Origin of the sequence: Agromyces sp. LHK192 (assembly GCF_004006235.1) — a bacterium.
GTDB lineage: Bacteria > Actinomycetota > Actinomycetes > Actinomycetales > Microbacteriaceae > Agromyces.
Window position 1 is genome coordinate 3,020,400 of record NZ_CP034753.1, and the last position, 25,535, is coordinate 3,045,934.

A 25,535-nucleotide genomic window follows, 5' to 3' on the forward strand; every position below is an offset into this window, starting at 1 on the left:
CTTTCGTTCGCACGCGCGGGCCATCGTCGACCCGCACGCGCCGACAGAGCCGTCGCCCTACCCCCTTGGAGCCTCGATGACCGGACCGCGCCCGAACGCCTCCGAATCCCCGACCGACCGCCCCGCGGCCACCCCGACCCCCGCGGACGCGGCGCCCCACGGCGCCGCGTCCGACGGCTCCGTGCCCGGCGCCGCCGCCGCGACCAAGCCCTGGCGGTACGCCATCGGCATGTTCGGGACGTCGATCCCGATCAACATGATCAAGGGCTCGATGATCCTGTACTACGTCGACATCCTGGGCCTCGACGTGCGCGTCTACGGCGCGGTGATGGTCGTGTACGCGATCATCGACGCGATCGACAACCCGGTGCTGGGATTCCTCTCCGACCGCACCCGCACCCGGTGGGGCCGTCGCCGGCCGTGGCTGGTCATCGGGGCGCCGCTGCTCGCGGCATCCATGATCGGGTTCTTCTCGGCGCCGACGTCGCTCGACGGACTCGGCCTCGTGCTCTGGTTCGCAGTGTTCGCGATCCTGTGCGAGGCGTTCGACTCGATGCTGAACGCGAACTACGGCGCGCTGCTGCCGGAACTGTTCCCCGTCGAGAAGCAGCGGGCGGTCGCGAACTCGCTGCGCCAGGGCTTCCAGCTCGTCGCCCTCGTGATCTCGCTCGCCGTCACGCCGCTGCTCACGACGAAGGTGTTCGGCACCGAGGAGACGACCACCGGCTTCACCGTCACCGCGATCATCTACGGGGCGATCGCGGTCGTCGTGATCCTGTTCATGGCGTTCGGCGCGAAGGAGAACCCGCGGTATGCGGAGGCGGCCCGCCCGCGGTTCTTCGCCACGGTGTGGCAGATCGTGCGCAACCCGCGCTTCTGGACGATCGGGATCGCCGGGGCCTGCTACGGGTCGGCGATGGCGCTCGTGCTCGCGGGACTCCAGCTCTACGTGCGCTACGCGCTCGGCCTGCCCGTCTCGGACGCGCTGTTCCTGCAGGCCGCGGTGATCCTGGTCTCGGTGCTCGGCCTGTTCGCGTGGACGCGCGTGGTGCGCCGCAGGGGCGCGGCGTTCACGTGGCGCCTCGCGTTCGTGGTGCTCGCGCTCAGCTTCATCCCGCTGTTCTTCGCGAACAGCCTCGTCACCGCGATCCTCGCGGGCATCCTCGTCGGCATCGGCTACTCGGGCATGCTCGCGACGAACGACCTGATCGTCGCCCGCGTGCTCGACGACGACGCGCGCCGGCACGGCCAGCACCGCGAAGGCCTGTTCCTCTCGGCGTTCGGGTTCTTCGGCCGGCTCAACGCGATCGTGAGCGGGCTCGCACTCGCCTCGCTGGCCTGGTTCTTCGGGTACCAGTCGGGCGATGCGCCGGGCGACCAGCCCGACCTCGCGTTCCGGTTCTTCCTGTGCGTCTACCCGTTCGTGCTGTGCGCGATCGGCGCGGTGCTGGCGCGGTTCATCCGGGTTCCCGAGGGTGCCGCCGAGCACCGCGAAGACGCCGACGCCTCGACGCGGGATGCCGCGGCCCGCGCATCCGACGAGGTCGACGGGTGACCCGACGCCTGGTGATCACGGCCGACGACCTCGGGCGTGATCCGGCGGGCGACCCCGCGATCGTGGAGCTCGCCGCCGAGGGCCTCATCACGGCGACGACCGCGATCGTCGTCGGCGTCGGGCCGACCGCCGAGACCGTCGCGGCACTGCAGGCCGCCGGCATCGAACCGAGGCTGCACGCGACGCTGTCGAGCGAGCGCGGGATCGCGGCATGGCATCCGCTCACCGCCGGCGCGTCCCTGGGCAGCGAACCTGGCGGCCCGCTCCCGTTCGACGCGGCGCTGGTCGGCGAGCGCGCCGTGCCCGGCGAGGTCGCCGCCGAGCTCGCGGCCCAACTCGTCCGGCTGCGCGCGCTCGGCGCACGCCCGGCCGCGCTGGACTCGCACGCGGGCACCCTCTACGGGCTCACCGGCCGCTCGTTCGTGCCCGAGGCGCTCGCGCTCTGCGCGCGCGAACGCATCGGCTTCCGACTGCCCCGCGACCTCGCGCCCTACCTCGGAGCCGAGGCCCCTGCCCCGCTCGCGGCGCTGCATGAGCAGGCCGTCGCCGCAGCGGATGCCGCGGGCGTGCCGCTGCCCGCTGCGATGGTCACCAACCGGCGCACGGCCGGCGACCTCGGCCGCTACGACGCGCTGCTCGACGACGTGCGCCGGATGCTCGCCGCCCTGCCCGAGGGAACCAGCGAGCTGTTCCTGCATCCGGCCCCCGAGGAGGAGGCGGCGGCATCGGGTCCCGGTACGGCCGTTCGAGCCTGGGAGTTCCGCCTGCTGCGCGACCCCGCGTTCCGCGCCGCGATCGACGCCGAGGACATCGAGCTCGCCCACGCCTGGTGAGCACTCCGGCGATCAGGCGTCCGCTTCGCCGACGCGCACGAGCCCGCCCTCGTAGGCGATCACGGCGACCTGCACGCGGTCGCGGACACCGAGCCTCGCGAACAGCCGCGAGACGTAGGTCTTCACCGTCGATTCGGAGAGGAACAGTCGGGCGGCGATCTCGGCGTTGGAGCATCCGCGGGCCACGAGGCGGGCGATGTCCGACTCGCGTTCGGTGAGCCGTGCCAGCTGCGCCTCGGCGGCCGCTGACGCCGGCGACGCCGGCCCGCCCGTCGTGCCGGCGAACCGCTCGAGCAGCCGCGCGGTCACCGCCGGCGCGAGCATCGCCTCGCCGCGGGCGACGACGCGCACGGCGTGCACGAGGTCGTCCGGCGGGATGTCCTTCAGCAGGAATCCGGATGCTCCGGCGCGCATCGCGGCGTAGACGAGTTCGTCGAGGTCGAACGTGGTGAGCGCGAGCACCCGCGGGGCGTCCGGTTGCGCGGCGATGCGGCGCGTCGCCTCGACGCCGTCGAGCACGGGCATCCGCATGTCCATCAGCACCACGTCGGGCGCGGTGCGGGCGACCCCGTCGATCGCCGCCGCGCCGTCGCCGGCCTCGGCCACGACCTCGAATCCGGCGCGCTCGAGGATGAGCCGGAAGCCGGCGCGCACCAACTCCTGGTCGTCGGCGATGACGATGCGCACCGGGTGCGAGGGCGCCGGTTGCGAGGGCATCGGTTGCGAGGGCACCGGTTGCGAGGGCGCCGACCCGGCGGTCGTCTCGGCGGTCAACTCGCACCCCTCGTCGGCAGGCTCGCGTGCACCGTCCAGCCCTGTCCTCCCTCGGTCGGGCCTGCGGCGAACTCCCCGCCGTAGAGCGCGACCCGCTCGCGCATGCCGATGAGCCCGTGCCCTCCCGGCCGGGCGAGCGTCGGTGCGGGTGTTCCCGATGCCCCGGGGGCTGCGGCCGGACGTCGCGGGCCGTCGTCCTCGATCGCGATGTCGACGCGGCCGTCCGCCGAGGTCAGCGTCACCGTCGCGTTCGACGCCAGAGCATGCTTGCGCACGTTCGTCAGGGACTCCTGCACGATCCGGAAGATCGCGAGCTGCTCGCCGGCGCCGAGGTGCGCGACGCCGCCGGCGGTCCGGTACTCGACCTCGAGCCCGTCCATCCGGGCGTGTTCGACGAGCTCGGCGATCCGGTCGATCCCGGGTTGCGGCGCGAGCGTGCGATCGTCGTCCTCGCGCAGGAGCGCGACCACCCGCCGCACCTCGGCGAGCGCGTCCGATCCGGTCGACCGGATCGTATCGAGCGCGCCGCGCACGAACGCCGGATCGTCTTCGACGGCCTGCGCCGCGGCTCCGGCCTGCACGACCATCACGCTCACCGAGTGCCCGAGGATGTCGTGCAACTCGCGGGAGATACGCGCCCGCTCGTCGGCCACGGCGCGCGCCGACGCCTCCCTCGCGGCCGCCTGGGCCTCTGCCGCGCGGACCGCCGCGTCGACCGCACGCCGCTCGGACGACCGGAGTCCCCAGCCGATGCCGAGCACGGCGAGGAGCACGCCCCAGTGGAACAGCAGTTCGCTCGGAGATTGCAGCACCGGCTGCGTCAGGTCGGCGGCGACGACCGCGGCGAGCACGGCGCCGACGACCACGGGACCGTCGCGCCGTGTTCCGTGCCGGACCGCCGAGTACAGCGCCAGGTACATGGGCACCAGTTGCCCGAAGAACAGGATCGGAACGACCCCGCCGCCGGCGAATGCGGCGGCGACCCACACGGCCGGCACGACGACGAGCACGATGGGCCTCGTCCGGCGGAACGCGAGCGCGATCGCCGCCACCACGACCGCGACGGAGGTCGCCGCCGACGGCGCTGCGCCCTGCGTCGACTCGAACGGCACCCACATCTCGGCGAGGCCGAGCGCCGCCACGACGACGGCGAGGCCGACGTCCTGGGCGAGGTGCCACCGCGCGCGGCGATCCATGCCACTGCGATCCATGTCACAGCGATCCATGCCACAGAGGGTAGACCCGCGCACCCCGCGCCCGATGTCACCCGAAGTGGACACGCGCGTCGACGTCGGATGACTTCCCGGCGACGGCGCCGCACGTCGGTCGATCCGCTTCGGTACCCAGTGCGGATGCCTCGGATTCCGCCGGGGCGTACCTTCGCGGCCGACGTCGCACCCGCCGACGCCGCACCCGCGGACGCCGTTCGGCCGCATCGCGACCGCCAGAGAGGAATCCACCATGTCCCTTCCCAGCTTCCGCCGCTCGACCGTCGCGATCTCCGTCGCGGCCGGTGCGTGGATCGGCCTCGGCAGCCTGCTGATCCAGCCGGCGATCCCCGAGGACCCGTCGGAATACGTCGGCGTGCTCGCGAACTCGCCCGGCGCAGCCGTCGGCATCCAGTTGTTCGTCGCCTCCCAGGTCTTCTGGGCGATCGGGCTGGTGGGCTTCGGGCACCTCGCCGCGCGACGCTCCAGGGTGCTCGCCACCTTCGGCGCCGCGCTCAGCGGGCTCGGCGCATTCGGCCACGCCGTCTACGGCGGAGCGCTGCTCCTGCAGCTGGCCCTCGCCGGGTCGGACCCCGACGCCGCGGCATCCGCACTCGCGGTCGGCGAGTCGACCGTGTTCGTCCCCTACCTCGTCCTCGGCCTCGCCGGCACCGTGCTGGGCCTCGTCCTGCTCGCCGTCGCCGCGATCCGTGCACGGATCGCTCCGCTCTGGGTGCCGATCGCCCTCCTCGCGTGGGTCGTGGTCGAGTTCGTGCTGCCGAACTTCGTCGCCTGGTCGTCGTACCTGTCGCTGGTCGTCGGCGTGGTCGTGTTCGGCGCCCTCGCGGTCGCCGTCTGGCGCAGCGGGCTCGACGACTGGCGGACCGAGGCCGAGTCCGGCGCGACCGAACCGGCGGTCTCCGACGTCGAGGCATCCGCCGTCGGCCGGTGAGCGCAGCCGGCCTCGCACGCAGACACCCGGCGCACGGACGCGAATGGTCGCCCCGGACATTCCGGGGCGACCATCCGCGTCGGCGCAGGCGTCCGGCGCAGCCGCGCGCGCCGTCGTCAGCTCGACCGGCGCATCGCCCGGATGCCGACCACGAGCCCGACGACCGCCACCGCGACCGCGGAGATCCAGCCCCACAGCACCTCGGGCGCCCCGAAGTAGCCGGAGAACATCGCCCGTTCGCCCTGCACGACCCAGTTGACGGGGTTCACGGCCGCGACCGCGCGCATCCACTCGGGCGCCGCATCGAGCGGCAGCAGCATCCCCGACAGGATCAGCAGCGGGAAGATCAGCGACTGCTGCACGCCCCAGAACAGCCACTCGCGGTCCTTCGTGGCGAGCGCGAGCGCGTAGCTGAGCGAGCCGAGCCCGACGCCGAACACCGCGAGCAGCGCGATCCCCGCGACGAGGCCGGCGAGGTTGATCGCGAAGCCGAACGGCCACGCGATGAGCACGATGAGCAGGCCCTGCACCACGATCGGCGCGATCTCCTTGAGCGCACGCCCCATGAGCAGCGCCGACCGCGCGAGCGGTGCCACGAGCGTGCGCTCATGCGAGCCGGTCATCATCTCGTACTGCAGGTTCGATCCCGTCGCGCCCGTGCCGAACAGCACGATCATGACGAGCACGCCGGGAACGAACCACTGCAGGGTCTGCGCCGCGGACTGCCCGGACTCGCCGATCAGCAGCGGCGCGAACAGGCCGAGGAACACGAGCGGTTGGAGCAGGCTGAAGATCAGCGAGAACGGGTCGCGCACCACCGGGCGCAGCTCCCTGACGAACACGTTGCGGGTGTCCCGCACGACGTTGGGTCGAACGGCGGTCATGGTCGGCTCGGTCATCGTGCCGTCTCCTTCTGGTCGATTCCGGATGCCTCGAATTCGGCGGATGCCCCAGGCGAGGGCACGGGCGAGGGCGCAGCCGCGAGGCGCTCGGCGGATGCCTCGGCGCCCGCGTCGGGGGCATCCGATTCGGCGTCCCCGCCCGATGCGGTCTGGTCGGCCTCGCGCAGCGACCGGCCGGTGAGCGCGAGGAACACGTCGTCGAGCGTCGGCGGCACCCCGGTCGCAGACACGACCGGCAGCCGCGCCTCGTCGAGCGCGCGGATCGCGGTCGGCAGCAGCCGGTCGCCGTCGGGTACGGCGACGGTGACCTCGCGGTCGCCCGCGCGGGTGGCCTCGCGGTCGGCGATGCGCGACACGACGGCGACGGCCGCGGCCGCGGCATCCGACGTCTCGAATCCGAACGTGAGCACGTCGCCCGCGAGGGTCGACTTCAGCGCCGTCGCCGTGTCGTCGGCGATGACGCGGCCCTGGTCCATGACCAGGACCCGTTCGGCGTAGCGGTCGGCCTCCTCGAGGTAGTGCGTCGTGAGGAACACCGTCGTGCCGTGTCGCCGGCGGAGCTCGATGATGTGCTCCCACAGGTTCGAACGGCTCTGCGGGTCGAGGCCGGTCGAGGGCTCGTCGAGGAAGATCAGCGGCGGCGCGTGCATGAGGCCGAGGGCGATGTCGAGCCGGCGCTTCTGCCCGCCCGAGAGCTGCTGCACCGATCGGGTCTTGATCGCTCCGAGGTCGAGCGACTCGATGAGCTCGTCGGCGCGGCGCACGGCGTCGGCCCGTCCCATCCCGTAGAACGCGCCCTGGCTGATGAGCTCGTCGCGGACGCGTTGGGCGAAGCTGCCGCTCGTGAGCTGCCCGACGTAGCCGATGCGGGCCCGCACCCCCGCGGGGTCGCGGTGGATGTCGTGTCCGACGACGCGCGCCGTGCCCGACGTCGGCGGGATGAGGGTCGTGAGCATGCGCAGGCTCGTGGACTTGCCCGCGCCGTTGGGGCCGAGGAAGGCCACGAGTTCGCCCGGCTGCACGGTGATCGACAGGTCGGTCACCGCGGCGACCTCCTGCTTCTTCACCGTGAAGCGCTTGGTGAGCCCGTGGGTCTCGATGATGGGTTCGCTGGTCATGCCGCCAAGCTAGAACCCGATGCGGACAGTTCCTGTCCTGAATCCCCGGGAGAATGGACGCATGGCCGAAACCACCGCCCGAGCCCTCAAGCTGCTGAGCCTGCTCCAGACGCACCGGCACTGGACGAGCACCGAGCTCAGCGACCGGCTCGGCATCACCGAACGCACGGTCCGCCGCGACATCGACCGGCTGCGCGAGCTCGGCTACCGGATCGACTCCTCGCCGGGCATCGCGGGCGGCTACCGGCTCGAGGCGGGCAGCGCACTGCCGCCGCTCCTGCTCGACGACGAGGAGGCGGTCGCGATCGCGATCGGGCTGCGACTCGCCGCGACCCAGCGACTCGTCGACGGCACCCACACCACGCTCTCCGCGCTCGCGAAGCTCGAACAGGTGCTGCCTCCCGCGCTGCGCCGTCGCGTCTCCGCGCTCGCCGAGGTCGTGCAGCCCACGTCGGTCGGCGGCACCGCGGTCTCACCCGACGTGCTCGGCGAGCTCGCGCTCGCCTGCCGTGACGGCGAGCGCCTGCGATTCGACTACGTGAACCAGGCCGGCGACCCGTCGCGCCGACGGGTCGAACCGCACACGCTCGCGCCCTCGCAGCGCAACTGGTACCTCATCTGCTGGGACCTGGACCGCGACGACTGGCGCACGTTCCGGGTGGACCGCATCGACGGGATCCACCACACCCGCGTCATGGTCCCCGCCCGGGAGCTCGACGAGCACACGGTCTCCGAGATGGTGCTCGCGGCGTCGTCGTGGTCGCCCCTGCAGGTCGAGGCCGACGTCGTGATGGAACTCCCGTTCGATGAGTTCCGCGAGCACTTCGGATACTGGGGACAGGGCGCGAGCCCGGAGGGATCCGCGCACACCCGCTGGCCGATCGGCGGCGCCGACTTCCGCGAGGCGCTCTACGGCATGCTCTACATCCCCGAGGGCGTCGAGTTCACGACCGATCTCGCCGAGCCGCATCGCGCGGCACTGCGCGAGCTGCTCGCCCGCGTCGTGCGCGCGCTCGACGCCGCGCCCGCGAGCAGGCGGGAAGCGGCCGAGCGGCCCCCGCGAACCGACCGGCGCACCGGCTGAAGCCGTCGCGACCGGCGACGACGCGGCCCTCGGACCGTCAGCTGCTGCTCGACGAGCGGTCGCGAATGCGACGCGGACCGGTCGCGTCGAGGCTCGGCCGCGCGATCAGCGCTGCCCGCCCGAGCCGCGAGCCTCGACGCCGAGGTCGGGGTGATCGACGAAGATCCCGTCGACCCCGGTCTCGATGACGGCCTCGAACTCGGTGCGCCAGTCGCCCCACGCCGCGCGGGCCGCCCCGCGCCGGTTCCCCGCGACGAGGAAGCGGTTCTCCGGGCGGAGCGTCCACGTGAACACCGACAGGCCCGCCCCGTGGGCCGCATCCACGAGCTCGGCGCCCGAGAGCACCTCCGGCGCGGTTCCACGGCGCTGCGGTCCGAGCAGCCTCCGCTTGCCGACGCTCACGCCGTCGAACCGACCCGCGAGCGCGTACAGCCCGGCCTCCGTCGCGAAGGTGTCGTAGGCCGGCGCCTGCGCACCCGACGCCAGCACGAGGTCCCACGGCGAACCCGAATCCTCGATCAGGAGCACCCGGTCGCCGATGACGCCGCGCAACCCGAGCCGGTCGAGCACGGTCGGTTCGAACGCCTCCATGATCACGCGCTCGTCGCCGCGTCCCCACCCGGCGGCATCCAATTCCGCGGCGAACAGTTCATCGAGCGGCAGCCCGAGCGCGTCGAAGTGGCTCGCGTGCTTGAACTCGGCGACCAGGCGCAGCATCCGCCCGGCGTCGTCGGCTGCCTGGTCGATGAGCTCCAGGAGGTCGCGGAACCGGATCAGGGGGTATCGGCCGTCGAAGGACGCGCTCGACTGTCGGAGCGGGCCCAGCCGCTCGGTCGCCCGCAGCGTCGCGAGCTCGGCCCACGTGAAGTCCTCCGTGAACCACCCGCTCTGCTCCGTTCCGTCGATCTCGCGGGTCGTGCGGCGCGACGCGAACTCGCGGCGCGACGCGACATCGGTCGTGCCCGAGATCTCGTTCTCGTGCCGCAGCACGAGCACGCCGTCGCGCGTGGCCACGAGGTCGGGCTCGACCGCGTCGGCACCCAACGCGAACGCCAGCCGGTACGCCTCGGCCGTGTGCTCGGGGCGGTACCCGGGCGCACCTCGATGCCCGATGACGAGCGGTCGGTCGGCCGTGTCGCGCAGCATCCTCCGAGCGTATCGACGACGCCGTGGCGGGGCATCCGCGCCGGGAACATCCGCGGGATTCTCGGCGTTGTCACGGATTGGAGCGGGCGGCGCAATGGCCCGAACGGGTACATTGGGATGACGCGGATGCACCCGGATGAGCCATTCGCGCTGATTCCCCTCCATCCGACTGATGCCGAAAGCAGAGGAACCACTCCCATGGCACTCGACAACCCCGCCTTCTCACGCAACGAGGCCTTCTCGAAGCAAGGGGCCGTCGCCGCAGCGCAGAACGTCTCCGCAGCCGAACTGCAGGACATCTACGACCGCCCCGCCACCCTCAACGACAACGAGGTGATGACGTACGACGACGCGCTGCAGAAGTCCGCGATCTCGTTCGGCGTGCTCCTCGTCGGCGCCGCGATCGGCTGGTTCACGGCCGTCACCATGCCGTGGCTCTGGATCGGCGCCGCGATCGTCGGCTTCGTGCTGGGCCTCGTCAACGCCTTCAAGCGCGAGCCGTCGCCCGCGCTGATCCTCACGTACGCCGGTGTGCAGGGCGTCTTCGTCGGCGCGATCTCGCAGTGGTACGAGCTGCAGTTCGGCGGCGGCATCGTCGGCCAGGCCGTCATCGCGACGCTCGTGGTCGTCGGCGTCACGCTCGCCCTCTTCGCTTCGGGCAAGATCCGCGCGTCGAAGAAGGCCACGAAGATCTTCCTGATCGCGATGGTCGGCTACCTCGTGTTCTCGCTGGTGAACGTCGGCCTCATGCTGTTCGGCGCGACCGACGACCCGTGGGGCCTGCGCGGCGCCGAGATCTTCGGCATCCCGTGGGGCATCATCATCGGTGTCCTCGTCGTCATCATGGCCGCGTACTCGCTCGTGCTCGACTTCGACTTCATCCAGCAGGGCGTGCGCAACCGCGCCCCGAAGAAGTACTCGTGGACCGGCGCCTTCGGGGTCATGGTCACGGTCATCTGGCTGTACCTCGAGATCCTGCGCATCCTCGCGATCGCCCAGTCCAGCGACTGACGCTCGCGTCGCGGAACCTCGAACGGGCCGTCGTCCTCCGGGACGGCGGCCCGTTCGCCGTTTCCGGCGGGGTCAGCGCCGCGCGGCGGCCTTCGCGAGCAGCACCGCACGTTCGCGGGCGTTCTCGGCGCGCTGCGCCGCGAGTTCGAACTCCGCCCGGGCCTCGTCGTCGCGGCCGAGGCGGGCGAGCAGTTCGCCGCGCACGCTCGGCAGCAGGTGCGAGAGCCGGAGCCGCTTGTCGTCGGCCAGCGCATCGACGAGCTCGAGGCCGGCCCCGGGCCCCGACGCCATCGCGACCGCGACCGCGCGGTTCAGCTCGACCACGGGCGACGGCGTCAGTGACACGAGCCCGTCGTAGATCGCGACGATCGCCTGCCAGTCGGTGTCGTCGACGGATGCCGCGAGGTCGTGCTGCTCGGCGATCGCGGCCTGCAGCGCGTACGCCCCTCGCCCGCGCCCGATCGCGTCGGCTCGGGCCAGCGCCGCGCGGCCTCGCGTGATCGCGGAGCGGTCCCACCGGGTGCGGTCCTGGTCGGCGAGCAGCACCGGATGGCCGTCGCGGTCGAGGCGCGCGGGGAATCGAGCTGCCGTCAACTCCATGAGCGCCACGAGGGCGTGCGCCTCCGGCTCGCGCGGCACCAGGGCGACCACCGTCCGGCCGAGCCGGAGCGCCTCACGGCTGAGCTCGGGGCGCATCCACTCGTCGCCCGAGCTCGCCGCGTAGCCCTCGTTGAAGATCAGGTACAGCACGCCGAGCACGGTGCCGAGCCGTTGCGCGAACTCGTCGCGTGCCGGCGCCTCGAACCCGACGCCGGCGTCGGCGAGCGCCTGCTTCGCGCGGACGATGCGCTGCTGCACGGTCGACGTCGGCACGAGGAACGCCTTCGCGATCTCCTCGGTCGTGAGCCCACCCACGACGCGCAACGTGAGCGCGACCTGCGCCTCCCGGGAGAGCACCGGATGGCAGGCGATGAAGACCAGCCTGAGCACGTCGTCGCCGATCTCGTCGGGGTCCCAGGGCGGGGCATCCGTCTGCCGCTGCTGCTCCGCCTCGAGATCGTGCGCGATCGCGGCGAGGCGGTCGTCGTAGCGCTCGCGGCGCCGCCAGCCGTCGATCGCCTTGCGCTTGGCGACCGAGGTGAGCCATGCGCCGGGATTTCGCGGCACGCCCTCGACGGGCCACTGCGCGAGCGCATCGACGAGGGCGTCCTGGGCGAGGTCCTCGGCGAGGCCGAAGTCGCCGACCACCTTGGTCAGCGTCGCGACGATGCGTGCCGACTCGATGCGCCACACGGCCACGACGGAGCGCCGCGCCGACTCCTCGTCGACGCGGCGCTCACCCGTGGCATCCGTCATCGGGCGGTCAGGACTGCGCAGCCTGCCCGGCCTTCGCGGCCTGCTCCTCGCGCCATCCGAACTCCTTCTGGATCCACTCGTTGTCCTGCGGGAAGTCGCTCTCATCGTGGACCCGGCGCACCTCGAGGTACGCACCCGGGCCGAGCGGCGCGCGCGACGCCCACTCCGCGGCTTCCTCCTTGGAGGCGACCTCGATGATCCAGAAGCCGTTGAACAGCTCCTTCGTCTCTCCGTAGGGGCCGTCGGTGACGAGCGGCTTCTCACCCGAGAAGTCGACGACGAAGCCCTCGCTCGCGTCGCTCAGCCCCTCGCCGGCGAGCAGCACGCCCGCCTGCATCATCGACTCGTTGTAGCGGCCCATGGCCTCGATCACCTGGTCGAACGGGAGCTCCTCGTAGGTCGCCACGCCCTGGTCGTCGGCCCGCATGATCAGCATGTACTTCGACATCGTCGTTCTCCTTCGTCGTCCGGGTCGATCCTGTTCGACCCTCTCATGCATGCGTCGAACGGGGAACGGGCGGATCGACACGACCTGGAAAAGATTTCGGCGGATGCCTCGAGCGCCGCCCTCAGCCCCGCCCGATGTCCGCCAGCGCCCGCTGCAGCGCCTCCGCCGAGGCATCCAGCTTCGAGCCCTCCTCGTCGGAGAACGGCGTGTTCGGCACCGGCCGTGGACCCGACGCGCCGACGATGCAGGGCACCGAGAGCGCGACCCCCGAGATGCCGCGGTAGCCGTCGAGCACCGTGCTGACCGGCAGCACCACCTGCTCGTCGGCGAGCACGGCCTCCGCGATCCTCGCCGCGGAGAGGCCGATCGCGTAGTTGGTCGCCCCCTTGCCCGCGATGACGCGGTACGCCGCGTCGCGCACGTCGACCGCGATCCGGTCGAGCTCCTCCGCCGAGACGCGCGCGCCGCCCTCCCACTCGAGCAGGGGCACGGGTCCGATGGTCGCGCTCGACCACAGCGGGAATTCGGTGTCGCCGTGCTCCCCCACGATGTACGCGTGCACGCTCGACGTCGAGACCCCGAGCCGTTCGCCGAGCAGCCACCGCAGTCGCGACGTGTCGAGCACGGTGCCCGACCCGAACACCCGGGTCGGCGGCAGGCCGGTGATCTCGACGGCGACCTTCGTCAGGACGTCCACCGGGTTGGTGACGAGCATGATCGTGGCGTCGGGCGCGCGCTCGGTGACGACCGGCAGCAGGCTCTCGAGGATCCGGATGTTCGTGCCGAGCAGTTCGATGCGGGTCTGACCCGGCTTCTGCTTGGCGCCCGCCGTGATCACCACGACGTCGCTGCCCTCGAGCACGGCCGGATCGTCGCCTCCCGTGATGAGCGACTGCGTGAACTGCGTGCCGTGCGCGAGGTCGAGCACCTCGGCCTCGACCTTCTCGGTGGCGATGTCGTACAGCGCGACCTCGTTCGCCGACCCCCTGATGAGCGCGGCGTACGCAAGGCTCGACCCCACGCTCCCCGCACCGATGACCGACAGCTTCGAACCCCGGAATCCCGTCATGGGTTCCATCCTGCCGTGGCGGGCCGCCGGCGTGCGAGGGCCCGCCGGAACGCCGAAGGGCGCGGACCTCCAGGTCCGCGCCCCTCGCTCAGCCGCTGGTGCGGCTCATTCCCACTCGATGGTCCCCGGCGGCTTCGACGTGACGTCGAGCACGACGCGGTTGACGTCGCGCACCTCGTTGGTGATGCGGTTCGAGATCTTCGCGAGCACGTCGTAGGGCAGCCGCGTCCAGTCGGCGGTCATCGCGTCTTCGCTCGACACGGGACGCAGCACGATCGGATGCCCGTACGTGCGGCCGTCGCCCTGCACGCCGACCGAGCGCACGTCGGCGAGGAGCACCACGGGGCACTGCCAGATCTCGCCGTCGAGGCCGGCCGCGCTCAGTTCCTCGCGCGCGATCGCGTCGGCCTCACGGAGCAGATCGAGACGATCACGGGTGACCTCGCCCACGATGCGGATGCCGAGGCCTGGCCCCGGAAACGGCTGGCGCGCGACGATCGCCTCGGGCAGCCCGAGTTCGCGGCCGATCTGGCGCACCTCGTCCTTGAAGAGGGTGCGCAGCGGTTCGACGAGCTCGAACTGGAGGTCCTCGGGCAGCCCGCCCACGTTGTGGTGGCTCTTGATGTTCGCGGTGCCCGTGCCGCCGCCGGACTCGACGACGTCGGGGTACAGCGTGCCCTGCACGAGGAACTTCACCTTCTCGCCCGAGGCCGCGGCCTCGGCGACGAGGTCGAGCTCCGCCTGCTCGAACGCGCGGATGAACTCGCGGCCGATGATCTTGCGCTTCTGCTCGGGGTCGCTGACGCCCTCGAGCGCGGCGAGGAACGTGTCTGCGGCGTCGACCGTGACGAGGTTCACGCCGGTCGCGGCCACGTAGTCCTGCTGCACCTGCTCGCGCTCGCCCTTGCGGAGCAGACCGTGGTCGACGAAGACCGCGGTGAGCTGGTCGCCGACGGCCTGCTGCACGAGCGCGGTCGAGACGGCGGAGTCGACGCCGCCCGAGAGCGCGGAGATGACGCGGGCGGAGCCCACCTGCTCGCGGATGCGGGCGACCTGCTCGGCGATGACGTTGCCGGCGTTCCAGTCGGCCGCGATGCCCGCGGCGCGGTGCAGGAAGTTCTCGAGCACGCTCTGCCCGTGCGCGGAGTGCTTGACCTCGGGGTGCCACTGCACGCCGTAGAACTTCTTCTCGTCGTTCGCGAACGCCGCGACGGGCGTCGACGCGGTCGAGGCGAGCACCTGGAAGCCCTCGGGCGCGATCGAGACCGAGTCGCCGTGGCTCATCCACGTGATCTGGTGCTCGGGCTGCCCGCCGAGCAGCAGGTTGTCGTCGCTGCGCACGGTCGTCTCGGTCGAGCCGTATTCGCGCTGGCCCGTGTGCGCGACCTCACCGCCCAGTTGGCGTGCCATCACCTGGAAGCCGTAGCAGATGCCCAACGTCGGGACGCCGAGCTCGAGGATGCCCTCGTCGAGCGACGGCGCGCCCTCCTCGTAGACCGAGCTCGGGCCGCCCGACAGCACGATGCCGACCGGGTTGCGGGCCGCGACCTCGGCCGCGGTGATGGTGTGGGGCACGATCTCGGAGTACACGGATGCCTCGCGTACGCGGCGCGCGATCAGCTGCGCGTACTGCGCACCGAAGTCGACCACGAGCACGGGCCGCTGCTCGGTGCCGTTCGGCTGCGCGGCGCCGTCGGGCTGCGCAGCGGGCGGTTCGGTGCCGTTGGGCTGTTCGGTCACGACTGGGCCTCCACGGGGTCGTCGGCTGCGGGAACGGATGCTGCGGCGGCCTCCGCCTCGCGACGGGCGAGGTAGGCCTTGACCTCGCGGCCGACGCGGGCCTCGAGGAAGAACGAGAGGAACGGCACGATGCCGCCCATCGCGATGAGGATGAAGCGCCCGAACCGCCAGCGCATGAGGCTCCACAGCCGGAAGTCGCTGAAGAGGTACACGACGTAGAACCAGCCGTGGGCGATGAGGATGCCGGTGGAGAGGTTGACGCCGACGCCGGTCGACTCGAGGCCCTCGGCGGTCTCGACGACCGGCTCGAAGCTGAACAGCCCGCCGGGGCCGAAGGCGTAGAGCTCCAGGTGCCAGACGTACTTGAGGAGCATCTCGGCGCAGAGCAGGAGCAGCATGACGCCGGTGATCACCGAGGCGACCTGGTAGAACTTCAGCGCCCCGCGAATGCGCGGCAGATCGGCGAGTTTGGGCTCGAGGGGCATGCGACCAGTCTACGCGGCGCGCGAGGGGGCCAGACCCCGCAGCATCCGGCGCAGCACGTCGACGGTCTCGTCGATGCGGGCGCGCGGATCGTCGGCGTCCGCGTCGGCGATCGCGACCTCGTTGAGCGCGCCCGAGACCATGGTGCCGACGGTGGCGAGCGAGCGGTCCTCGATGACGCCCGCCGCGGCGAGTTCGGCGATGCCCTCGTCGAGCAGGCGCACGCTCGTGTCGGCGTCGCCCTCGCGCCAGGCGTCCCAGCCGAGCACGGCGGGTCCGTCCACGAGCAGGATGCGCCTGGCACCGGGTGCGAGGCTCGCCTCGAGGAAGGCGCGGCAGCCGGCGAGGAACCCCTCGACCACGTCGGCCTCGGCGTCGGCGGCTGACTCCACGACCTCGGCGACGCGCGCCTGCTCCCGCTCGACGACCGCCCGGAACAGCCCGAGCTTGCTGCCGAAGTGGTGGTAGACCGCGCCACGGGTCAGGCCTGCGTCCGCGACGAGGTCCTCGAGGGCGACGCCGGCATAGCCGTGCTCGGCGAAACGTCCGGTGGCGATGCGCACGAGTTCGGCCCGCGTGCGCTCGCGTTGCTCGGCCTTGGTCGCCATCCGTTCCTCCACCTCTTGACATACACACTGTATGTCAGTCACCATCAAAACACATACACACTGTATGTATCTTGATCGGAAGGATCCTCCCATGCTGACCGGCTGCTACCCCGTGCTCTGCACCACGGATGTCTCCGCGAGCGCCGAGTTCTACCGCACCCACTTCGGGTTCGAGTCGACGTTCGAGTCCGACTGGTACGTGAGCCTGCGCCATCCGGACGCCGGCCACGAGCTCGCGCTCCTCGACGGCACGCACCCGTCCATCCCCTCCGGGCACGGCGGCGTCGCCCGCGGCATGCTCGTCAACCTCGAGGTCGACGACGTCGACGCGCTCGCCGCGTCGCTCGCCGCCGCCGGTGTACCGGTCGCCCAGGAGCTGCGCAGCGAGGCGTTCGGTCAGCGACACGTGATCGTGGTCGATCCCGGCGGCGTCCTCGTCGACGTCATCACCGAGATCGAACCGGTACCCGAGTTCGCAGCGGCGTTCGGACGCGACGCAGAAGCGTGACGGCCCGGCCGGGCGGCGTCACGCGCCGCCCGGTCCGCCTCCCGCAACGGATGCCTCGGCGGCCGCGAGCTCGGCCTCCTCGCGCTCGCGTTCCACGGCGTCGCGCACGAGCCGGTACCAGAGGTAGATCGCGAACGCCGCGAACACGACCCACTCGACCGCGTAGAAGACGTTGAGCCAGTTCAGCTCGCCCTCCTGCTCCGGCGGCGGCGACGAGATCGCGTCGAGGCCCTCGACCGGTTCCGCGGCGGTCACGTAGCCGAAGTACACGGGCCGGTCGTCGTAGTCGGCCCACACGTTGATGAGCTGCGCCACCGCGACCGTCTGCATCCGCTGCGGGTCCGCATCGTCCTCGGGCACCATGGGCGCCTCGCTCGGAAGGAACCGCCCCTCGACGGTCACGACCGCGTCCGGAGACCGGGCGACCGACGCCTCGAACGCGTCGAGCGCCCCCTCGGCGTCGGCGTGGTCGGCGGCCCAGCCCAGCGCGATCGGCAGCCCGCCGGGCTCGCCGTCGCCGACCTCGAGGTGGGCGACGACCCACGTGCCGAGCACGCCGTCGTTCAGCCGGCCCTCCACGAGAACCGTGTCGCCGGGTACATACGCACCGGCCACCTCGACCAGTTGGCCGGTCGCCGTCTGCTCGGTCGGGGCATCCGGTTCGGCGATCCCCGCGAACGGGCGCACCTGCTCCGTCGGCCGCTCCTCGACCACGGCCTGCTCCACGGCCCGCTCGATCTGCCACTGCCCGAGGGCCGCGAACGCGGCGGCGATGCCGAGCGCGAGCAACAGCGCGGCGATCCAGCGGGGCCGCATCATCATGCGGAGCATGGGGCGGCGGGAGTCGGCGGGCACGGTGCACCAGCCTACCCGCGCGAAGATGGGACCGAGCCGAGTCCCCGGGCGTCAGGCGGGCGGCTCCGCCGCGCCGCCGATCGAGATCGCCCGGAACGCCCGTTCGACGCCCTCCTCCGGACCGACCGCCACCAGGATGTCGCCGGGCAGCACGACCACGTCGGGCGCGGGCGTCGGCGTCGCGCTCTCGCCGCGCACGAGCGCGACGATCACGACCCCGTCGGGCAGGGCCAACGAGCCGAGCGGATGCCCCGCCAGCGAGTCGTGCTCGCCCACGGTGGCCCAGTCGATCGGCACCCCGGGAAGGTCGTCGAGGTCGTCGATCGACTGGACGATTCGGGTGCCGCCGAGCAGGTCGGCGAGCGTGCGGGCCTCCTCCTCGTCGAGGCGCAGGTTCGAGACGCCGCGATCCTCGCCGTGCATGCGGATCACGAGATCGCTGACGCCCGTGCGATGCGCGATGACCGAGACCTCGACCCCGGCCATCGTCGTGAACGAGTGCAGCATGCCGACCCCCGGCAGCCGCACCAGCCGCACCTCGACCATCGAACCGCCCCCGCTCTCGGGTCCAAGCCCGGGGCGACGAATCGTCGCCGCCCCGCTTCGCCGTCAGTCGACCGTGACGATGTCGGGTGCCTCGAGCCGCACCCGGTCAGCCGATTCGTCGTCGGGCTGCTGCTGCGAGGCACGCTCGGCCTCGACGCGCTGGAGGTATCGCTCGACCTCGAGCCGCTCGCGGGCGGCATCCCACCCGAGGACGCCCGCCATCAGCGACGCCGCGACCGGCGCCGCCGAGACACCGCGATCCCACGCCTCGATCGAGATGCGGGTGCGGCGGGCGAGCACGTCGTCGAGGTGCAGCGCGCCCTCGTGGCTCGCCGCGTACACGACCTCGGCGGCCAGGTAGTCGTCGGCGCCGGGAAGCGGTTCGCCGAGGCTCGGGTTGCTCCGGATCAGGTCGAGCAGTTCGTCGGTCATCGTGCCGTACCGGTTCAGCAGGTGCTCGATGCGCACCTTGTGCACGTCGAACGCGCGCGCGATCTTCCCGCGCTTGTTCCACGCCGCCTGGTAGCCCTCGGCACCGAGCAGCGGGATCTCCTGCGTGGTCGACGGCGGCACGCGCCCGTCGAGCGCGTCCGCGGCCGCGTCGATCGCGTCCTTCGCCATCACCCGGTACGTGGTCCACTTGCCGCCCGCCACCACGACGAGCCCCGGCACGGTGTGCGCCACGATGTGCTCGCGGCTGAGCTTCGAGGTCTGGTCGCTCTCCCCGGCGAGCAGTGGCCGGAGCCCCGCGAAGACGCCCTCGACGTCCTCACGCGTCAGCGGGATGTTCAGCACGCGGTTCACGTGCTCGAGCAGGTAGTCGATGTCGGCCGCCGTCGCCGCCGGATGCGCCTTGTCGAGATTCCAGTCGGTGTCGGTCGTGCCGATGAGCCAGTGCCGGCCCCACGGGATCACGAAGAGCACGCTCTTCTCGGTGCGGAAGATCATGCCCATCGCCGACTGGATGCGGTCGCGCGGCACCACGAGGTGGATGCCCTTCGACGCCCGCACCTTGAACGTGCCGCGCTCGCCCACCATCCGCTGCGTGTCGTCCGTCCAGACGCCGGTCGCGTTCACGACCTGCTTGGCGCGGATCTCGAAGCGCTCGTCGGTCTGCAGGTCGTGCGCCTTCACGCCCACGACCCGCTCGCCCACCTTGAGGAACCCCTCGACCTTCACGCGGCTCGCGACGTGCGCGCCGTAGAAGCTCGCGGTGCGCGCGAGGCTCGCGACGTAGCGAGCGTCGTCGACCTGCGCGTCGTAGTAGGTGAGCCCGCCCACCATCGCGTTCGACGACAGCGACGGGATGGCCTTGTGCACCTGCCGCTTGGTGAGGTGACGGTGATGGGGCACTCCGGGCGGACGCCCGCCCGAGTAGCTGAACACGTCGTACAACAGCATGCCCGCGCCGATGTAGAACCGCTCGAAGAAGCGCTTCTGCAACGGGTAGAGGAACCGCACGGGCTTGACCAGGTGCGGCGCGATCCGCTGCAGCAGGAGTCCACGCTCGATGAGCGCCTCGCGGACGAGTCGGAAGTCCAGCTGCTCCAGGTACCGGATGCCTCCGTGCACCAGCTTCGACGACCGGCTCGACGTGCCCGACGCCCAGTCGCGGGCCTCGAGGAGGCCGGTCGACAATCCGCGGGTCACCGCGTCGAGCGCTGCACCGGTGCCGACGATGCCACCGCCGACGACCAGGATGTCGAGTTCCTTCTCACGCAGTCGCGCGATCGCGGCGGCCCGTTCGTCCGGTCCCAGTTTCGTGGACCGCGACACGGAGTTGGCCGCGCTTCCCTGCTTCGCGCCTCGACCAGTCGCGTTCGACGCCGTCTTCCCAGCGGCCACAGTCGCCCCCTATCCGGCGGCGCCACGGCGGGCGCCGCAATCCGCTTTCCACGCTACCCGAGCCACGTGGCGGTCGCACCCGACGCGCCTGAGCGCGAGCTGTGAACCGTTCATGCCCCCTGGTACGGGGCGACGACGACCTCCACGCGCTGGAACTCCTTGAGGTCGGAGTACCCGGTCGTCGCCATCGACTTGCGCAGGGCGCCGACGAGGTTCGCGGTGCCCTCGGCGCTCGGCGCCGGGCCGTAGAGGATCTCCTCGAGCGGCGCGACCTGGCCGACGCGCACGCGCTGGCCGCGCGGCAGCTTCGCGTGGTGCGCCTCGGCGCCCCAGTGCCAGCCGCCGCCGGGGGCGTCCGTCGCCCGTGCGAGCGCCGCGCCGAGCATGACGGCGTCCGCGCCGCAGGCGATCGCCTTGACGATGTCGCCGGCGACGCCGACGCCGCCGTCGGCGATGACGTGCACGTACCGCCCGCCCGACTCGTCGAGGTAGTCGCGACGTGCGCCCGCGACGTCGGCGACGGCGGTCGCCATCGGGGCGTGGATGCCGAGCGAGGTGCGGGTCGTCGACGCCGCGCCACCGCCGAAGCCGACGAGCACGCCCGCCGCGCCGGTGCGCATGAGGTGGAGCGCCGCGGTGTAGGTCGCGGCGCCACCGACGATCACCGGGACGTCGAGCTCGTAGATGAACTTCTTCAGGTTCAGCGGTTCCTGGTTCTTCGAGACGTGCTCGGCCGAGACCGTGGTGCCGCGGATCACGAACAGGTCGACGCCCGCGGCGACGACGGTCTCGGTGAGCTCCTGCGTGCGCTGCGGCGAGAGCGCGCCGGCGACGGTGACGCCCGCCGCGCGGATCTCGGCCAGGCGGGCGGTGACCAGCTCGGGCTTGATGGGCTCGGCGTAGAGCTCCTGCATGCGGGCGGTCGCGCGCTCGGGGTTGAGGTTGCGGATCTCCGCGAGGGCGATCTCGGGCTCCTCGAACCGGGTCCAGAGGCCCTCCAGGTCGAGCACGCCGAGTCCGCCGAGCCTACCCATCGCGATGGCGGTGGCCGGTGAGACGACCGAGTCCATGGGCGCCGCGAGGAACGGGATGTCGAACTGGTACGCGTCGATCGACCAGCCGACCGACACGTCCTCGGGGTCGCGGGTCCGGCGGCTCGGCACGATCGCGATGTCGTCGAACGCGTACACTCGGCGTCCGCGCTTGGCGCGGCCGATCTCGATCTCCTGGGTCACCCGACAACCCTACCGAACGGCGTCGTCGGCCCGACGGAACAGGCGCACGGCGACCTGCTTGGCGACGACGGCCGCGTCGTCCGACGGGGGGTCGGCGATCGCGCCGGCGTTCCAGAGCGTCGAGAGCCCGTGCATGAGCGACCAGGCGGCGAGCGTGTTCGCGCGGGCGTCGCCGCCCATCGGTCCGGCGCCGGCGCGCAGCACCGAACCTGCGCGCTCGCGTGCGGCGACGAGTGCGGGATCGTCGTCGCGCAGGAGTTCAGGCCGGAACATGACCTCGAACCGCGCACGCTCGCGGGTCGCGAAGTCGACGTACGCGACACCCGCCTCGACCAGGTCCTCGGATGCCTCGAGGCCCGCGGCGAGCCGTTCGAACCCGTCCGCGGCGATCGCGGTGAACAGCCCGGCCCGGTCGCCGAAGTGGTGCGCGGGGGCGGCATGCGAGACGCCGGTCCGGCGCGCGAGGTCGCGCAGGCTCAGGGCGTCCACGCCGCGCTCGTCGATCGCCTCGATCGCCGCCTGGAGCAGTGCCTCCCTGAGGTCGCCGTGGTGGTACGCCATGCCTCGACCATACGCACGCATCTAGCCATTGACAAGATCGAGGTTCGTGCGCAATCTAGTCACTGACAAGATTAGCCATCCGCTCACCGATCGCGAGGAACCCGTCATGACCGATCACCGACCTCCCGCACCTGGTCTCCCCGCCGGCACCGGCACCACGGGCGACGCCTCCACGGCTCCACGACGCAACCCCTGGGTGCAGACCTTCGTCTCCCCCGTCCCCATCGCGTTCGTCGCGGGAACCGCCATCACCGCCCTCACCGGCGCCGCCCTGGCCGCCGTCGGCATCCCCGCGCTCGCCGGCTGGCAGGCCGCCGTCACGGGCGGGCTCGTCGCACTCTTCCTCATGGGCGCGATCGGCCGGCTGGTCCCGGGAGTCCGGGCCGGATTGGTCGCCATGGTCCCGCCCGCGCTGCCGCGCCCCGACCTGATCGTCGCCGCGACCGGCGTGCTCGAGGCGGCCGGAGCACTCGGACTGCTGTTCCCGCCGACCCATCGCCTCGCGGCCTGGTGCCTCGCCGCCCTGCTCGTCGCCGTCTTCCCAGCCAACGTCCGTGAGGCCCGGCGCGGCGGGTCGCCGCTCGTCCCCCGCACGGTCGAACAGGTCGGGTTCGTCGCGGCGTGCCTCGCTGTCGCGCTTGGCTGACGTCCGCAGAGGGCCGGTCACCGCACCCGCGCGACGCGCCCCTCGTCCCACACGGGAGCGTCCGCCTCGGCGACCTCGCCGTCAGCCCGGAACACCAGGAACCGGTCGAAGCTCCGCGCGAACCACCGGTCGTGCGTGACCGCGAGCACCGTGCCGTCGAACCGGGCGAGCGCGTCCTCCAGCGCCTCCGCCGAGACGAGGTCGAGGTTGTCGGTCGGCTCGTCGAGCAGCAGCAGCGTCGCCCCTGAGAGCTCGAGCAGCAGGATCTGCAGGCGCGCCTGCTGGCCGCCAGACAGCGAGTCGAACACCTGGTGCGCGGAGGCCGCCAGGCCGTACCGGTCGAGCGCCGAGCTCGCCTGCTCGCGCGGCATCCCATCGCGGTTCGCGTCGCCGCGATGCAGGATGTCGAGCAGGGTGCGGCCGCGCAGTTCGGGGAGTTCATGGCCCTGCGCGAACCACCCCGGCACCACTCGCGCCCCGAGCACCGCCCGACCGTCGTGCGCGACCGGTTCGATGCGGGCGCCTCGGTCGGTGACGTGCCCCTGCATCGGGTCGGGGTCCGAGCCACCCGCCGCGAGCAGCCGGAGGAAGTGCGACTTGCCCGAGCCGTTCGAGCCGAGCACCGCGACCCGGTCGCCGTACCAGACCTCGAGGTCGAACGGTCGCATGAGCCCGGTGAGCTCGAGTCCCTCGGCGATCACCGCGCGCTTGCCCGTGCGCGACCCGCGCAGCCGCATCGACACCGCCTGAGCCGGTGGCCGCGCCTCCGGCGGGCCCGCCTCCTCGAACTTCCGCAACCGGGTCTGCGCCGCCTGGTACCTCGACGCGAGACCGTCGTTGTACGTCGCCTTCACCTTCAGTGTCGCTACCAGCGTCTTCAACTGCACGTGCTGCTCGTCCCACCGTCGCCTGAGCTCGTCCAGCCGCTCGAATCGCGCCTCACGAGCGGCGTGGTACCCCTCGAACCCACCGCCGTGCACCCAGGCCGAGCTGCCCGCCGGGCTCGCCTCGAGGGTCACGAGACGGTCGGCCGCAGCGGCCAGCAGCTCGCGGTCGTGCGAGACCAGCAGCACCGTCTTCGGCGTCTGCCGCAGCTGCTGCTCGAGCCACCGCTTGCCCGGCACGTCGAGCGAGTTGTCGGGTTCGTCGAGCAGAAGCACCTGCTCGGGCCCGCGCAGCAGGGCTTCGAGGGCGAGCCGCTTCTGCTCCCCGCCCGAGAGCGTCGACAGGTCGCGCCACCTCGCCCGCTCCCATGGGATGCCCAGCGCCGCCGAGGTGCAGTGGTCCCAGACGACCTCCTGGTCGTACCCGCCGGCCTCCGCGTACTCGGCGAGCGCGCCTGCGTACCGCATCTGGTTCGGGGTGTCGTCGCGGTCGATGAGCGCGGCCTCGGATGCCTCGAGCTCGACCGCCGCGTCCCGAACGCGCCGCGGGGCCACCGAGACGAGCAGGCCGCCGACCGTGGCATCCACGCCCGCGATGACGCGACCGGTGCCGACGAACTGGTCCATGACGCCGAGCCCGCCGTCCACCTGCACGCTGCCCTCATCGGGTCGCAGGTCGCCGCGCACGATGCGCAGCAGGGTCGTCTTGCCCGCGCCGTTCGCGCCGATGAGCGCGGTCGTGCGCCCCTCGGGTACGCGGAACGCCACGTCGGCGAGCAGCGGCCGTCCGTCGGGCAGCGAGAAGGAGACGCCGTTGACGTCGAGGAATCCCATGGGTGGAGCATCCGTTCGTGTCCGTGCACGTGGCAGACCCGCCGATCACGGGCCGCGCCGCCGTCGTCCTCGGAACCGGGCAGCCGACCAGCCTAGCGAGGTCGCGGATGCCCCGCCAGACGGAGCGGACCCCGGGTGCCCGACCGGCCACGGGTGCAGGATGGAGGCATGCATCGCGTGCCGGCAGACCCGATCGACCTCCTCCGCACCCGCACGAGCGCGAAGTGGCGCTCCTACCCCGACGACGTGCTGCCGTTGCCCGTCGCCGAGATGGACTACCCGCTCGCCGAGCCGATCGCCGAGGCCCTGCACGCCGCGATCCGCCGCTCCGACACCGGCTACCACTCGGGCAGCCGCCCGGTGGCCGAGGCGTTCGCGCCGTTCGCGGCCCGCCGGCTCGGCTGGGAGATCGACCCCGCCCGCGTCACCTGCACGGCCGACGTCAGCATGGGCATCGTCGAGATGCTGCGCCGCACGGTGCAGCCCGGCGACGGCGTCGTGGTCATGCCGCCGATCTACCCGCCGTTCTTCGACCTCGTGACCGAGGCCGGCGCCGCGGTGGTCGAGGTCCCGCTCGCGGGCGGCATCGACGAGGGGTGGAGGCTCGACCTGCTCGGCATCGAAGCTGCGCTGGCCGGGGGCGCGCGGGCGGTGCTGCTGTGCAACCCGCACAACCCCACCGGGCTGGTGCACGCCGCCGAGGACCTCAGCGCGCTCGCCGATCTCGCGAAGGGCTTCGGCGCGACCGTCGTCAGCGACGAGGTGCACGGGCCGCTCGCGCAACCGGCGACGCCGTACACCCCGTTCCTCACGGTCTCCGACGAGGCGCGCGAGGTCGGCATCGCGATCACCGCCGCGACGAAGGCGTTCAACCTCGCGGGCCTGAAGGCCGCGATGATCGTCACGGCGAGCGACCGCGGCGACCGCGTCCGTGAGGCGCTGCCCTACGAGGTCGAGTGGCGGATGGGCCAGTTCGGCGCGATCGCGAGCATCGCCGCATTCACCGAGGGCGGTTCATGGCTCGACGGCGTGCTGGCGAGCATCGACGACAATCGGCGCCTGCTCGCCGACCTGATCGCCGACGAACTGCCCGGTGTCCGCTACCGCATCCCGGATGCCACGTACCTCGCCTGGCTCGACCTCACGGCGCTCGGCTGGGGGGATGACCCCGCCGCGTACGCGCTCGAGCATGCGAAGGTCGCGCTCGCGAACGGGCCCGCGTTCGGGGCATCCGTCGGCACCGGCCATGCCCGTCTCAACCTCGCGTGCTCGCCGGAGGTGCTCGCCGAGGCGGTCACCCGGATCGCCGACGCGCGGGGCTGAGAGCGCAGCGG

The 25,535-nt window shown here is 72.1% G+C and carries 25 protein-coding genes; 8 read left to right on the forward strand and 17 right to left on the reverse strand.

The features are described from left to right. Nucleotides 1–76: 76 nt before the first annotated feature. Both ELQ40_RS13640 and ELQ40_RS13645 read left to right on the forward strand, forming a co-directional pair. Nucleotides 77–1,555, forward strand: a complete 1,479-nt coding sequence (locus tag ELQ40_RS13640; protein WP_127794178.1) for an MFS transporter — start codon at nt 77–79, stop codon at nt 1,553–1,555. After that, nucleotides 1,552–2,388 carry a ChbG/HpnK family deacetylase gene (locus ELQ40_RS13645; RefSeq protein WP_164863594.1) on the forward strand — a complete coding sequence of 279 codons (837 nt, stop codon included), beginning with the start codon at nt 1,552–1,554 and terminating at the stop codon, nt 2,386–2,388. Before ELQ40_RS13640 ends, ELQ40_RS13645 begins: the two co-directional genes overlap by 4 nt. A 12-nt stretch (nt 2,389–2,400) precedes the next feature. On the opposite strand, the gene ELQ40_RS13650 is transcribed toward ELQ40_RS13645, so the two are convergent. Both ELQ40_RS13650 and ELQ40_RS13655 read right to left on the reverse strand, forming a co-directional pair. Next, a complete protein-coding gene (locus ELQ40_RS13650; RefSeq protein ID WP_127795314.1) occupies nt 2,401–3,105 on the reverse strand; it encodes a response regulator transcription factor in 705 nt (234 codons plus the stop codon). A gap of 53 nt (nt 3,106–3,158) precedes the next feature. Continuing rightward, complete coding sequence (locus ELQ40_RS13655; RefSeq protein ID WP_164863596.1) at nt 3,159–4,388, reverse strand: sensor histidine kinase; 1,230 nt, start codon at nt 4,386–4,388, stop codon at nt 3,159–3,161. 235 nt (nt 4,389–4,623) lie between these two features. Here ELQ40_RS13655 and ELQ40_RS13660 point away from each other — a divergent pair, with 235 nt between their 5' ends. Beyond that, the gene (locus ELQ40_RS13660; protein WP_164863598.1) at nt 4,624–5,322 is read left to right on the forward strand and encodes a hypothetical protein; all 699 of its coding nucleotides are present in this window, start codon (nt 4,624–4,626) and stop codon (nt 5,320–5,322) included. Between the two features lie 116 nt (nt 5,323–5,438). On the opposite strand, the gene ELQ40_RS13665 is transcribed toward ELQ40_RS13660, so the two are convergent. Continuing rightward, nucleotides 5,439–6,221: an ABC transporter permease gene (locus tag ELQ40_RS13665; RefSeq protein WP_127794182.1), complete on the reverse strand. Its 783-nt coding sequence runs from the start codon at nt 6,219–6,221 to the stop codon at nt 5,439–5,441. Beyond that, entirely contained in the window at nt 6,218–7,342 is a 1,125-nt protein-coding gene (locus ELQ40_RS13670) for an ATP-binding cassette domain-containing protein (RefSeq protein WP_127794183.1), read from the reverse strand. Before ELQ40_RS13670 ends, ELQ40_RS13665 begins: the two co-directional genes overlap by 4 nt. 61 nt (nt 7,343–7,403) lie before the next feature. Here ELQ40_RS13670 and ELQ40_RS13675 point away from each other — a divergent pair, with 61 nt between their 5' ends. Continuing rightward, on the forward strand, nt 7,404–8,426 hold the full coding sequence (locus tag ELQ40_RS13675; RefSeq protein ID WP_205649347.1) for a YafY family protein: 1,023 nt from the start codon (nt 7,404–7,406) through the stop codon (nt 8,424–8,426). A gap of 105 nt (nt 8,427–8,531) precedes the next feature. Here ELQ40_RS13675 and ELQ40_RS13685 read toward each other — a convergent pair whose 3' ends face one another. Then, nucleotides 8,532–9,572 carry a glycerophosphodiester phosphodiesterase family protein gene (locus ELQ40_RS13685; protein ID WP_127794185.1) on the reverse strand — a complete coding sequence of 347 codons (1,041 nt, stop codon included), beginning with the start codon at nt 9,570–9,572 and terminating at the stop codon, nt 8,532–8,534. 198 nt (nt 9,573–9,770) lie between these two features. Between ELQ40_RS13685 and ELQ40_RS13690 the strand changes: the two genes are divergently transcribed. Continuing rightward, nucleotides 9,771–10,583 carry a Bax inhibitor-1/YccA family protein gene (locus tag ELQ40_RS13690; protein WP_127794186.1) on the forward strand — a complete coding sequence of 271 codons (813 nt, stop codon included), beginning with the start codon at nt 9,771–9,773 and terminating at the stop codon, nt 10,581–10,583. A gap of 72 nt (nt 10,584–10,655) precedes the next feature. Here ELQ40_RS13690 and ELQ40_RS13695 read toward each other — a convergent pair whose 3' ends face one another. The 6 genes from ELQ40_RS13695 to ELQ40_RS13720 form a co-directional block, all read right to left on the reverse strand. After that, on the reverse strand, nt 10,656–11,939 hold the full coding sequence (locus ELQ40_RS13695) for an RNA polymerase sigma factor (RefSeq protein WP_127794187.1): 1,284 nt from the start codon (nt 11,937–11,939) through the stop codon (nt 10,656–10,658). Between the two features lie 7 nt (nt 11,940–11,946). Beyond that, nucleotides 11,947–12,387 (reverse strand): YciI family protein, encoded by a 441-nt coding sequence (locus ELQ40_RS13700; protein ID WP_164863602.1) that lies wholly within the window; start codon nt 12,385–12,387, stop codon nt 11,947–11,949. A gap of 121 nt (nt 12,388–12,508) precedes the next feature. Then, nucleotides 12,509–13,456: an L-lactate dehydrogenase gene (locus ELQ40_RS13705; protein WP_127794188.1), complete on the reverse strand. Its 948-nt coding sequence runs from the start codon at nt 13,454–13,456 to the stop codon at nt 12,509–12,511. A gap of 105 nt (nt 13,457–13,561) precedes the next feature. Beyond that, on the reverse strand, nt 13,562–15,112 hold the full coding sequence (gene guaA, locus ELQ40_RS13710; RefSeq protein ID WP_205649507.1) for a glutamine-hydrolyzing GMP synthase: 1,551 nt from the start codon (nt 15,110–15,112) through the stop codon (nt 13,562–13,564). An 80-nt stretch (nt 15,113–15,192) separates the two neighbouring features. Next, complete coding sequence (locus ELQ40_RS13715) at nt 15,193–15,681, reverse strand: DUF3817 domain-containing protein (protein WP_127794190.1); 489 nt, start codon at nt 15,679–15,681, stop codon at nt 15,193–15,195. Nucleotides 15,682–15,690: 9 nt separating this feature from the next. Next, nucleotides 15,691–16,287, reverse strand: coding sequence for a TetR/AcrR family transcriptional regulator (locus tag ELQ40_RS13720; protein ID WP_127794191.1), 597 nt, complete (start codon nt 16,285–16,287; stop codon nt 15,691–15,693). 91 nt (nt 16,288–16,378) lie between these two features. Here ELQ40_RS13720 and ELQ40_RS13725 point away from each other — a divergent pair, with 91 nt between their 5' ends. Next, nucleotides 16,379–16,795: a VOC family protein gene (locus tag ELQ40_RS13725; RefSeq protein ID WP_127794192.1), complete on the forward strand. Its 417-nt coding sequence runs from the start codon at nt 16,379–16,381 to the stop codon at nt 16,793–16,795. A gap of 18 nt (nt 16,796–16,813) precedes the next feature. Here ELQ40_RS13725 and ELQ40_RS13730 read toward each other — a convergent pair whose 3' ends face one another. From ELQ40_RS13730 to ELQ40_RS13750, 5 genes are all read right to left on the reverse strand, one after another. Beyond that, nucleotides 16,814–17,650, reverse strand: a complete 837-nt coding sequence (locus tag ELQ40_RS13730; protein ID WP_127794193.1) for an SURF1 family protein — start codon at nt 17,648–17,650, stop codon at nt 16,814–16,816. 51 nt (nt 17,651–17,701) lie between these two features. Then, on the reverse strand, nt 17,702–18,196 hold the full coding sequence (locus ELQ40_RS13735) for a cation:proton antiporter regulatory subunit (RefSeq protein WP_127794194.1): 495 nt from the start codon (nt 18,194–18,196) through the stop codon (nt 17,702–17,704). Between the two features lie 63 nt (nt 18,197–18,259). Further along, the gene (locus ELQ40_RS13740) at nt 18,260–19,972 is read right to left on the reverse strand and encodes a glycerol-3-phosphate dehydrogenase/oxidase (protein WP_127795316.1); all 1,713 of its coding nucleotides are present in this window, start codon (nt 19,970–19,972) and stop codon (nt 18,260–18,262) included. Between the two features lie 179 nt (nt 19,973–20,151). Then, a complete protein-coding gene (locus tag ELQ40_RS13745) occupies nt 20,152–21,276 on the reverse strand; it encodes a GuaB3 family IMP dehydrogenase-related protein (RefSeq protein WP_127794195.1) in 1,125 nt (374 codons plus the stop codon). A gap of 9 nt (nt 21,277–21,285) precedes the next feature. Continuing rightward, the gene (locus tag ELQ40_RS13750) at nt 21,286–21,837 is read right to left on the reverse strand and encodes a TetR/AcrR family transcriptional regulator (protein WP_127794196.1); all 552 of its coding nucleotides are present in this window, start codon (nt 21,835–21,837) and stop codon (nt 21,286–21,288) included. A 106-nt stretch (nt 21,838–21,943) separates the two neighbouring features. Here ELQ40_RS13750 and ELQ40_RS13755 point away from each other — a divergent pair, with 106 nt between their 5' ends. Then, nucleotides 21,944–22,483 (forward strand): DoxX family protein, encoded by a 540-nt coding sequence (locus tag ELQ40_RS13755; RefSeq protein WP_240665803.1) that lies wholly within the window; start codon nt 21,944–21,946, stop codon nt 22,481–22,483. Nucleotides 22,484–22,500: 17 nt separating this feature from the next. Here ELQ40_RS13755 and ELQ40_RS13760 read toward each other — a convergent pair whose 3' ends face one another. Next, on the reverse strand, nt 22,501–24,201 hold the full coding sequence (locus tag ELQ40_RS13760) for an ABC-F family ATP-binding cassette domain-containing protein (protein ID WP_127794197.1): 1,701 nt from the start codon (nt 24,199–24,201) through the stop codon (nt 22,501–22,503). Nucleotides 24,202–24,369: 168 nt separating this feature from the next. On the opposite strand from ELQ40_RS13760, the gene ELQ40_RS13765 reads away from it, so the two are divergent. Continuing rightward, nucleotides 24,370–25,524, forward strand: a complete 1,155-nt coding sequence (locus ELQ40_RS13765) for a MalY/PatB family protein (RefSeq protein ID WP_127794198.1) — start codon at nt 24,370–24,372, stop codon at nt 25,522–25,524. Nucleotides 25,525–25,535: the final 11 nt, after the last annotated feature.